This is a genomic window from Kineococcus arenarius subsp. arenarius (genome assembly GCF_050871845.1).
Taxonomy (GTDB): Bacteria; Actinomycetota; Actinomycetes; order Actinomycetales; family Kineococcaceae; genus Kineococcus.
The window spans coordinates 1-10,820 of record NZ_JBJLSE010000120.1; the positions used below are offsets into that span (position 1 = coordinate 1).

Below are 10,820 nucleotides of genomic sequence, written 5' to 3' on the forward strand. Positions count from 1 at the left end.
GGCAGTCACCTGTCCATCTTCGACCACGGGGGTGGGTGTCGTCACGGTCACGATCATGGTTCCGATCTCGCCCTGTCAGGAGAGGTTGCTACGAGCGGCTGGCCTCAACTCACCCTGACAGACAGGGATGCCCCGGGTCATGTAGATGGCGCGCGGGTCTGCTGCATGATCCGATGACAGCTCACGGTGTCACCTGATCATGCAGCAGCCCCCTGCACCCAGCTCCCACCGCAGCAGTGACACGCCTCGGTGCCCCAGCACCTGCCAGCGCCGAGGCACGCGGGCAGTGGCCAGCCCAGCAGTGGGCAGTGGTGAGTGCCCCGGTGTGAGCGCCACCGAAACCGCCCGGGAGCAGCTCGACGGCGCCGCCCCTAGCTACCCTGGTGCTCATGAGCCTCAGTGCCCCGCGCCTGGGTGTCCCCATCGACACCTGGACTTCTGCGAGCGCCGGCTTCTACGAGCGCATCGAGGTCGTCGACGGGGAGCTGACCATCCGCCGCATCGGGGGCAACCCGCACCACTACATCGCCCAGCGCCTGGCGCTCGAGTTCGAGACGCAGTGGGACCGCTACGCCACCGCCCCGGGCAACTGGGCCCTGCAAGTGGCCGCGGACGGCTCGGTGCTGCACGGGCGCATCCCCGACGTCCTCGTCAACGGCGAGTCGTTGATCACCGATGAGGTGTACCGGGGTGTGCCTGACGCGGCGGTGGAGGTGTGGTCGCCGGGCAACACCCTGGCCGAGATGAACGACAAGCGCGCCCAGTACCGCCGCGCCCAGCTGCCCGTGCTGCTGGAGGCCTACCTCGCCGACGGCGGCGATGTGCACCTGGAGTGGCTGAGCAACGCCGGCACCCACTGGGCCAGCACCGCCGTCGCCGCCGGTCGCAGCACCCTGTCCGTGCCCGCCACCGAGCAGCACCCCGCCTTCACCGTGGTGCCCAATGCCCTGCTGCGCCGCCCCGGCACCTGAGCCGACAGGGCACCTGAGCCGACAGGGCCACCGGTGCCGACACCCGTAGCCGACGGCCTATGGGCTCCGCACTGCAGGGACGGCAGCATGCGGGGCCCGGCAGCATTGACCCGCTGCGGTGACCTGCTGGGACAACCGCGATTCACGGCTTGCTGGAAGACGGCCTGGCAGACGGGTGTTCGCTGGCACGATGCTTCGGTGAGCGCTCCATCTCTTCCTCGCGGCGCCAACCGTGACCTGCCTGCCCACGTCTGCCGCGGCGGGTACCTGGACGTCCTCGCCTCTTGGCCCTGGCACGCAGGCCGCGACGCCGTGGACGTGGCCGTGGTCGCCGTCACGGCAATGGGCACGGTGCGCTCCGATGCCGACTTTGTCTTCTACAACGCCCCCATCGGTCTGAGCGGTGCCGTGGGCCACCTCGGGCACGGCGAGCGCGACGGGCGCTGCCACGACCGGGTGCGCCTGCACCTGGACCGGCTGCCCGGCGAGATCACCGCGCTGCACATCACTCTCAGCGCCGAGAGCGCCATCGTCGGGCACATCCGTGACCTCACCCTGACGCTGCACGGCGCCGAGCAGGACACCCTGGCCCATCTGGACCTGACCGGCGCAGGCCCAGAGCCCGCTTTGGTCGCCGCGGAGGTCTACCGCCGCAGCGGCGGCTGGAAGGTTCGCTGCGTGGGGCAGGGTTGGGACGAGGGCCTAGCCGCCCTGGCCCGCCACTTCGGCATCAGCGTCGAGGACGACACTCCTGACGCCGAGCCTGGCTCCCCAGGCGCTACTGCGCCTCCACCATCGGCCCGCATGGCGGCACCAAGCTTGGCACCGCCCCCCACGCCGAGCCCCACTTCCAGGTCTGCACCGGGTCCCGCATCACGCCTGCCGCCGGTCCACACACCGAGCCCGGCGCCGATGCCGCTGATGCCCCCACCGGGCAGCACCAGCGTGCCGAAGGCACCGGCGCCCCCACCGGGCGGCGCTACCGTGCCGATGCCTCTGCTGCCTACACCGCCTGCGCCCGTCCTCGCCCCACCACCAGCTCCCGCTCCTGGTCCCGCTTCTGCTTCTGCCGAGCCGGTGGGTGCGCTGCAGGCGGTGCGCTCACGCTGGCTGGGCCGGCGCGCCGGCGCGGACGCCGCACGCCTGGCGCAGGAGAACCAGCAATTGCGCACCGCCCTGGAGGCGGCCACGGGCGAGAACGCTGCACTGCGCGCCGAGCTGCAGCGCGTGGGCGCCACCAACGCCGCCACCCTCGCCCAGGAGATGGCCGCCCAGCGCATGCGCGCCGCGCAGGAGCAGGCGCACCTGCAGCAGCAGATGCGTACCGCCCAGCAGGAGCTGGAGCTCATCACCCGCGACATCGCCTCCGCCGAGTTCGACCTCGCTGAACTGCGCGAGAACCTGGTGGCCACCGATGAAGAAGCAGTCCTGCAGGAAGTCGGCGTCTACCGCTACGCGCACCCTCTCGACGACGCCGTCGCCTACAAGGCGCGCCTGACGGATCTGAAGGACCAGATCAAGGTGATGATCCGCGGTGGCAGCGCGGTGCTGGCCACCACCAGCTGGCAGGTCAACGGCTCCACGCGTGATGGCGCCAAGATGGTCAAGGAGACCTCCAAGCTGATGCTGCGCGCCTTCAACGCCGAGGCGGACAACTGCGTGCGCGTGGTCCGCCCGCACACCGTGCACACCGCCGCGCATCGCCTGGAGAAGGCCGCGGCCACCATCGCCCGGCTCGGCTCGATGATGTCCATCCAGGTCAGTCCGGCGTTCCTGCAGCTGCGCCTGGAGGAGATCCATTTGACGGCCGACTACCTGGCCAAGGTCGAAGAAGAACGCGAACGCCAGCGCGAGGCGCGCGAGCGCGCCCGTGAGGAGGCCAAGGCCGCCGCGGAGTTCGAACGCGAGAAGGCGCGGCTGCTGAAGGAGCAGAGCCACTACACCGGCGCCTTGGCCAAGGCCCGCGCCGGTGGTGCGTCATCGGCCACGCTCGCCGAGCTGGAAGCGAAGCTGCTGGACGTGCAGGGCGCCATCAGCAGTGTCGATGCCCGCGAGGCGAACCTGCGCGCGGGGTGGGTGTACGTCATCTCCAACATCGGCGCGTTCGGTGAGCACATGGTCAAGATCGGCATGACCCGCCGGCTGGATCCGATGGACCGTGTGCGCGAGCTGGGCGATGCCTCTGTGCCCTTCCGCTTCGACGTGCACGCTCTGATCTTCAGTGACGACGCCGTCAGCCTGGAGAACGACTTGCACTCCGCGTTCGCCGACAGCCGCGTCAACCGTGTCAACAAGCACCGTGAGTTCTTCTACGCCACTCCCGCACAGGTGAGAGAGCAGCTCGCGCGGATCGCCGGGCAGCACCTGCTGGAGTACCGCGACACCGCCGAGGCCCTCGAATGGCGCGCCAGCGGCGAGCACACCACCACCACGACACCGCGCGCCACCTGAGAGCAGCTCACCCGGCACCGAACTGGAGGGCCGACGTCGGAGCATGTGACAGGCCAGGGTGTCACCTGCTCGTGCAGTAAGACTGCCCGCTGGAAGGCGCGAGCGCCTCTTCACATGATCGGGAACGGCGTGGATTGAAGCGTCACGGCCTGTGCGGGGCACTCCGCTACCTGCCTGGCCTGGCAGGTGTCAGGTACCGTGCCCACATGGCACGCAGGGCTACCTCCCGAGATGTCGCGGAGCGTGCGGGCGTTTCTCGTAGCGCTGTGTCGATGGTCCTTAACGGCCGCGGGGACGGGAACATCGCTGTGGAGAAGCAGGCGGCGATCCTGGCCGCTGCCGCTGAGTTGGACTACACGCCGAACTCCGTCGCCCTCAGCTTGCGCAACCAGCGCACGCACACTTTGGGTGTAGTCACCGACGCGATCGCGACGACGGCCTTCGGCGGCCGTTTGCTGGAAGGTGCAGCCCGTGCCGCCGAGCAGGCCGGCTTCGTGCTGGTGGTGATGGACACCCACCGTGATGCCGCACGAGAAGGACAGGCGTACCGCACCCTGCTGGACCGCAGGGTGGACGCCTTGGCGTTCGCCGCCATGACCTTCCGGGAGTACGAAGTGCCTGCCGTCATGTCCTCGGTTCCCGCGGTGCTCGCCGACTGCGTCGATCCCGACGGGCAGGTGCTGGGGTTCGTGCCGGATGAAGTCGATGGTGGCTACCAGGCTGCGCGCGCGGTGCTCGACGCCGGGCACCGCGACGTCGTGCTGCTGGCGGGGCAGGCGGACGTGCCTGGCGAGCAGCACAAGTTGGCACCTGGCCAGCGTGAACTCGGCTTTCGCCGGGCACTGCAGGAGGCGGGGCTTCCGGTACACGAGCCGATCGTGGCTGGTTGGGACATCACCTCCGGCTACCGAGCCGCCTCAGCCCTGCTGGCGGGGACGCCGCGCCCGACAGCGGTGGTGTGCGCCAACGACCGCGTCGCTCTCGGTGCGGTGCTGGCTGCTGGTGCCCTGGGCCTCAGGGTGCCAGCGGATCTGTCGGTGGTCGGGTACGACGATGACGAGAACCTCGCACCCTTCATGGTGCCGCCGCTGACGACCGTGCGCCTGCCGTTTAAGGAGATGGGGGAACAGGCGGTGCGCCACCTGCTGGACCAGCTCACCGGCCGAACCACGGGGCAGGCGCCTGCAGGATCCACCTGCACGGGCCACGCGCCGGCGCGTGTGCTGCTGCCGTGCCCGCTCATCGCACGCGGCTCGGTGGCCCCTCCCGCTCGCTGAGGGGAAAGGGCCACCGGCCAGCTGCATCGGCGCTCGCCGTGAACGCTCTCGGCACTGAGCCTCGCCATTGCTTTCGGTGTCGCCAGCGATCACTACAGCACCAGTGGGCAAGAGCACGTCAATCCTCAGGAAGCTCCAGGCGGTGCACGCGCACTTGGCCCGGCTGTGCGGCGCGCAGCACCCAGGAGCTGTCCGAGCTGGGGTAGGCGCGGGTCGTGGTCGGTGTCGGCCCGGCGAAGACCTCCACGAGGCTGCCGTCGACGAGGATGCGCCACGGCTCCTGCTCCTGCTGGTGTTCTGAGTGTCCAGCGTCGACCCCGCGGTCAGATCCGACTTCGACGACGAGCCTTTCGCCCTGACCGTCGCCCAGCAGCAGCTGCGCTGGCCCGGTGCCGGTGGCCTCGAACGCACGGGCGGTGAACCCGCTGCCGTTGTGCCAAGGCAGCGCCGCGCCGCGCAGCCTGCTCAGCTCGTCGGCCGGGCGGCTGGCAAGGTGCCCGTTGTCCAGGTACAGCTCTCGGGGAAAGGTGAGCACTCCGGCCCACCCGGCCTGAGCCACTTGTTCCTGGCTGCGTCCGAGCTCCCACGACCACGCCCACAACAGCGCCCGTTCAGGCAGAGCGAGGACCTGTGGGGCGTAGAAGGCCGGCCCGTCGTCCACCGCGCCACCCGAGGTGGGCTCGAAGCGCAGGCTCGCTCCGTCGCGGACGAGGTCGCCGACCAGGTGAGCGACGCCGGTCAACGCGTGCTTGCCTTGCACCCAGCGCCACAGCGAGACGATGAGGATCCAACGCCCGTCCAGGTGCACGAGGTTGGGGCACTCCCAGATGTCGGCCTGGGCGTGCTCGCTGGCCACTGGGTGCTCACCGTTGAGTAGCGTGCCCAGCTCGCTCCAGCGCTCCAGGTCGTCGCAGGCGTAGAGCAGGATGCTTGGGGTGCCTCCGCGGCGGCCGGCGCCCTGGATTGCGTAGCGGTGGCCTTCGAACTCGAAGAGGAACGGGTCGCGCACGTCGGTGATCGCCGGGTCGTCGGGCATCCCGGCCACCGGGGTGCGCTCCTGCACCCAGGTGCGCAGGGTGCGATCGCTTCGGGCCAGCAGCACCGCTGAGCGGCCGCTGGTGTCGGCGACCGCGCTGTACACGGCGGTGGGCACCCCGCCGTCGTCGATGACGGTGCCCGTCCAGCACCCGTGTGAGTCCAGCTCGCCGGGGCGCGGTGCGAGGGCGATGGGTTCCTCGCTCCAGTGCAGCAGGTCGTGCGAGCTGGCGTGGCCCCAGCGGATCGCGTCGTGCAGTGGGTCGTCGGGGTTGTGCTGGAAGAAGACGTGGTAGGTGCCGTCGATGAGGGCGACACCGTTGGGGTCGTTGACCCAGCCGCGCGGCGGGCGCACGTGCAGGCTCGGAAAGGTGGGGTCAGCGTGCTCGACTGGTGCACCCGGTGCTGCGCTGTCGAAGGTGGCGGGGTCTGTGGCGGTGAGACCGGAGGTGGTGGTCACTTGCTGGCTCCTGCAGTCAGGCCCTCGCGCAGGGGGCGTTGCCCGAACACGAAGACGAGGAGGGCGGGGATCATGGAGATGACGACGCCGGCCAGGACGGTGGAGACGCTGCCGGTGCCGAGGTTGCCCTGCAGGGTGACGAGCCCCAGGGGCAGGGTGAAGTTCTCTTCGCTGATGGTGAGGATGAGGGGTCGGAAGAACTCATTCCAGTGGTAGTTGAAGGCCAAGATCCCCACGATCGCCAGGCCGGGGGCGGCCAGCGGGGCGTAGACGGAGGCGAAGGTGCGCCACGGTCCGGCGCCGTCGATGGCGGCGGCTTCGCCCAGCTCGCTGGGCAGGCCCAAGAAGTACTGGCGCATGAGGAAGGTGCCGAACGCGGTGGGTACGGCAGGCAGGATCAGCGCCAGCAGGGTGTCGGACAAGCCCATCCCGCGGATGAGCATGAACACCGGCACGATGGTGACCTGCATGGGCACCATCATCGTGGCCAGCACGATCCAGAACAGGGCCTTGGAGCCGCGGAAGTCGATGCGGGCAAAGGCGTACCCGGCCAAGGCGGCGGTGAGCATCTGACCGATGGCGCACAGCGCGGTGACCAGGACGCTGTTGAGGACCAGAAGTCCCAGACGGACCTGGGTGGCGACGTCGCGGTAGGCGGCGAAGCCGACCTGCGTTCCCCCACCGGTGCTGGCCTGCGGGCTCAGCGAGACCCACACGGTCCAGAGCACCGGGCCGAGGGTGAGGAAGGTCGCCACGGCCAGGACCGTGATGCGCCCGGCGGTGCTGCCGCTGATGGGCGAGTGCCTGCGCGTGGGTGCCGGTGCGCCGCTCATGCGCGCCGGGCGGGGGGTGGCGGGCAGGGTCGGAGTGCTCATGGCGGGCCTCACTGGTAGAAGACGAAGCGGCGGCTGAGGCGGAACTGCAGGGCGGTCACGCCCAGGATCAGCAGGGTGAGCACCACGCCGATGGCTGAGGCGCGCCCGAACTGCAACTGCTGGAACGCGGATTCGAAGATGACCATGACGGCGGTTCGGGTGGCGTCCCCGGGCCCGCCACGGGTGAGGACGTAGGGCTGGTCGAAGATCTGCAGTGCGCCGATCACCGCCATCACCGAGGCCACCAGCATCGTGGGACTGACTAGGGGCAGGGTGATGTGCCGAAAACGCGACCAGCCGCCGACCCCGTCCAGCGAAGCCGCCTCATACACGTCTTGCGGGATGGAGGCCAGCCCACCGACGAAGAGCAGGAACGAGAAGCCGAAGTTCTGCCACACGTACACGAGCACCACGACCACCGCTGCGCCGAACGGCGAGGTCAACCACGGTACCGAACCGAAACCGACGGCGCCCAGGACGCGGTTGACCAACCCGAAGTCCTCGTTGAACAGGTACGCCATGACCAGGGAAACCGAGGCGGCGGAGAGGATGAGCGGGAAGAACAGCGCCGAGCGGAAGAAGGCGCGAAGCCAGTACGGCATCTTGGACTGCACCAGCACCGCAAGGCCCAGGGCCAGCGCCAACTGCAGGGCGACGGCCACGACGACGAAGGCCAAGGTGTTCAAGAAGGCGATGCGCACCGTGGGGTCGGTGCCGATGTCGGCGAAGTTGTCCAGCCCGACGAAGGTGGGGGCGGAGATGATGTCCCAGCGGAAGAACGCCAGCAGCAGCGAGGCCACGATGGGCAGCAGGGTGAACAGGGCCAGGCCGGCCACGGTGGGGGCGATGAAGAGCCAGGCCAACACGCGTGAGGCGCGCCGGTCGCGCCGATCGTTCAGCGAGGCACCGCGCGCGGCGCCGACTTGGGCAGTGGAGGCTGCCGGGGGCAGGACGGCGGTCATCAGTTCCTCCCGAGGGCGAGTTGCAGATCGCGCTGCATGGTGGCCAGGGCTGCGGGCACACCGCCTTCGGGGGCGGTGACCGCGCCGAGCACGTTCTTGATCAGTGCGGCCTCCACGGCGGCCTGTTGGGGCGGGGCCGGGATCGGACCGGTGGTGGGGAAGCGGTCGAGAGTGTCGTAGAAGACCTGCCAGTGCCGCGGGCCCACCCCGGCGTAGAAGGCTTCGTTGACCATCGAGCGGCGCACCGGGGTGGTGTTGGGGCTGGGGAAGGACAGGCGCATGCCTTCGCGGGAGGCGCAGAACTTGATCCACTCCCACGCTTCGTCCTTGCGCTGGGAGGTCTTCATCATGGCGTAGCCGGCCGAACCGAACTGGTGGCGCTGCGTGCGCGCGCGCGGGAAGTAGGTGACGTCGTAGTCGTCCGGCCCCATCCCTCCCTCGGCCAGGCCGTCGACCCAGAAGCCTCCGGCCGGGGTCATGCCGATGACGCCCTCGGCGAAGCGGGCCACCAGTTCGTTGCCGCCGCCCTGGGCGGGGCTGGAGCCCAGGCCTTCGGCGGTCAAGGCCCGCAGGTACTCGAAGGTGTCCAGGACCTCGGGGGCCTCGGCGTTGGCTTCCAGCCACCGGTACCCGCCGCCACGCCCTGCCGCGGCGGGATCCGAGCCGTAGAAGCGTGACCACATCCAGTCTCCACCCGAGGCCTTGGACTCGGTGAGGATGCTGGTGCCGTTGGCGTACAACCACGGCACCACCCCGCCCCACAGGCGGTTGGTCCAGAAGTAGGGGCGGAAGCTGCCCGCGGCGGCCTGGCGCATCCGGCGGCACACGTCCAGGAAGTCGTCGGCGCTCCAGTCGTCGGCCGGGCGCTCCAGACCAGCCCGGCGCATCGCGGTGGTGTTGTAGTAGATGTTCGCGGCGTTGAAGTCCACCGGCAGCATGAACAAGCTGCCCTCGTACATGAACGCCTCGATCAGCGCCGGGTGTACGTCACTGAAGAAGTCCTGGACCTGTCGGGCGTCGCGGGTGACGAACTCGTCCAGGGGGTGCGCCAGGCGGTCGGCGAACAGCTGGGCGCCTTCGGTGGCGACCATGCACAGGTCCGGCGGGGAGCCGGCGGCCACCATGGTGAGGATCTTGGTGAAGAACTGCGTCCAGTCCTGGCCCTGAACGGCCTGGATGCGCACCGGGATGTCCGGGTGGGCGGCGGTGAAGGCATCCACCAGCTCTTGACGGGCGGCCGCGTCCTGCGCGGTGCCCAAGATCGCCACCTGCAAGGCGCCGTCCTCACGGCCGGGGATGTCGGCCGCGCTCAGGCGTGGCCAGGCCGCTGCCGTGCCGAGCGTGCCGAGGCCGGCCAGCCCTAGCAGTGAGCGGCGGGTGAGGTCTGCCATTGAGTGCTCCTTTGCAACAGCGCAGCCAAGCTCACACGTGTCAGGTAGCGTGAAGCGCGCGCCTCACACGTGTCAAGTACCTCCAGAAGACGCTGGGGTACCGATCGTGCAGGTGTAGCGATCGCGCAGGTGAGGCACGAGTACTGGCAGACGTCGCTCACCGCTCCCAGGGACTTGACCGGTCCGGGTCCGCTGTGAGCGGCCCCGGCCGGGGACGCGGCATGGAGTCCGAGCGACGGCATCGACAGCACTCCACGGCGACGCCTCCCTGCAATCGGTCGGCCACAAGGTCATAGCCCGGTCGCCGGTCACCTCCTCGGCACGTCCGCGATCGGGCGCAGCGCCCGCCACCGGTGTCCTTCTCCTCGCCAGGGCCCTCGTCGGGGTGGTTGATGCGCCTGTTGGGCCGCTCGCTGCAGTGGCGAACGCGTGTCGTTGCCGTGATGCATGATCGCTAGGTGCAGCCGCACGGTGCCGGTGTGGCATACCGCGCGGTGTGATGAGGCGTGCTGGTAGGCGAGATGAGGATGGAATGCCCCGCAAGAAGCCGCGGATCGAGCCTGATGACGACCTGTTCCGCCTCGGTGGCCAGGCCGGTACGGGCTTCGTCTTCCAGCGCCTGGCCAGTCAGGACTGGCCCGAGGCCACGCGCTTTCCCGTCAACCACGCCGGCAGCAAGGTGGCGGCAGTGGTGTCCGCGGACCTGGAGGGCACCGATGACGCGCTGATCGTGACGGGCTTCGCCAGCATCGCCGAGGTCATCGACCTCATCGCCCACCGGGAGCAGCGCAGTACCGCCCGTCAGCAGGAGGATGGAGGAGGCCATGGCGCCGGTGCCGGTGCCGTCGGCGAAAAGGGCGACCGGGGCCGGGATCAGGTGCGCCTGTTGCTGGGCAGCGAGCCCTTCGCCGGTCAGCGCCGCAGCCTCGGCTCGCCGCAGGCGCAGTTCGCCCAGGAGGTGAGCAGCTACTGGCTGGAGCGGCACGGCATCTCCCTGCACCTGTCTGCCAAGATCATCCAGGCGCAGCAAGCACTGCAGGACGGACGCCTCCAGGTGCGCTTCGTGGCCGGATCGACCGCGTTGCACGCGAAGATCTATGCCGCCGACGATGCCGTCACCCTCGGCTCCGGCAACTTCACCCACAACGGTCTGCGCGCGCAGATCGAGGCCAACGTCCGCTTCCAACGCGCCACTGCTGCTCCGCCTGCCGCAGGTGATGCGCACGAGCAGAGCCGGCAGACAGCAGGTCCTGACGGTGCCGTGGAAGGCGGATGACGTCCCGTGGAGTGGTGTAACTGCGGTCGCGTGAAGCGCTGCGGTTGGGACTATGCCGTGCGGGCGGTGAGATTGTCGAGGGCGCGGCCGCTGCTGATGACCGGATCGGCTGGTGCCAGCGG

General features: G+C 69.6%; 8 protein-coding genes. 4 read left to right on the forward strand and 4 right to left on the reverse strand.

What is annotated here, in order from left to right:
- Positions 1-389 precede the first annotated feature (389 nt).
- From ACRYM0_RS18865 to ACRYM0_RS18875, 3 genes are all read left to right on the forward strand, one after another.
- Positions 390-971, forward strand: coding sequence for a Uma2 family endonuclease (locus ACRYM0_RS18865; protein ID WP_432507386.1), 582 nt, complete (start codon positions 390-392; stop codon positions 969-971).
- Positions 972-1,058: 87 nt separating this feature from the next.
- The gene (locus ACRYM0_RS18870) at positions 1,059-3,422 is read left to right on the forward strand and encodes a DUF4041 domain-containing protein (protein WP_432507387.1); all 2,364 of its coding nucleotides are present in this window, start codon (positions 1,059-1,061) and stop codon (positions 3,420-3,422) included.
- 206 nt (positions 3,423-3,628) lie between these two features.
- A complete protein-coding gene (locus ACRYM0_RS18875) occupies positions 3,629-4,699 on the forward strand; it encodes a LacI family DNA-binding transcriptional regulator (protein ID WP_432507388.1) in 1,071 nt (356 codons plus the stop codon).
- 118 nt (positions 4,700-4,817) lie between these two features.
- Here the strand turns inward: ACRYM0_RS18875 and ACRYM0_RS18880 are convergent, their stop codons facing one another.
- Genes ACRYM0_RS18880 through ACRYM0_RS18895 form a run of 4 tightly spaced genes read right to left on the reverse strand, consistent with a single transcriptional unit; the run spans position 4,818 to position 9,422 of the window.
- Positions 4,818-6,194, reverse strand: a complete 1,377-nt coding sequence (locus ACRYM0_RS18880; protein ID WP_432507389.1) for a glycoside hydrolase family 32 protein — start codon at positions 6,192-6,194, stop codon at positions 4,818-4,820.
- Positions 6,191-7,069, reverse strand: coding sequence for a carbohydrate ABC transporter permease (locus tag ACRYM0_RS18885; RefSeq protein WP_432507390.1), 879 nt, complete (start codon positions 7,067-7,069; stop codon positions 6,191-6,193). Before ACRYM0_RS18885 ends, ACRYM0_RS18880 begins: the two co-directional genes overlap by 4 nt.
- A gap of 8 nt (positions 7,070-7,077) precedes the next feature.
- A complete protein-coding gene (locus ACRYM0_RS18890; RefSeq protein WP_432507391.1) occupies positions 7,078-8,031 on the reverse strand; it encodes a carbohydrate ABC transporter permease in 954 nt (317 codons plus the stop codon).
- On the reverse strand, positions 8,031-9,422 hold the full coding sequence (locus tag ACRYM0_RS18895) for an ABC transporter substrate-binding protein (protein WP_432507392.1): 1,392 nt from the start codon (positions 9,420-9,422) through the stop codon (positions 8,031-8,033). Before ACRYM0_RS18895 ends, ACRYM0_RS18890 begins: the two co-directional genes overlap by 1 nt.
- A 532-nt stretch (positions 9,423-9,954) precedes the next feature.
- Here ACRYM0_RS18895 and ACRYM0_RS18900 point away from each other — a divergent pair.
- The gene (locus ACRYM0_RS18900; protein WP_432507393.1) at positions 9,955-10,698 is read left to right on the forward strand and encodes a phospholipase D family protein; all 744 of its coding nucleotides are present in this window, start codon (positions 9,955-9,957) and stop codon (positions 10,696-10,698) included.
- Positions 10,699-10,820: the final 122 nt, after the last annotated feature.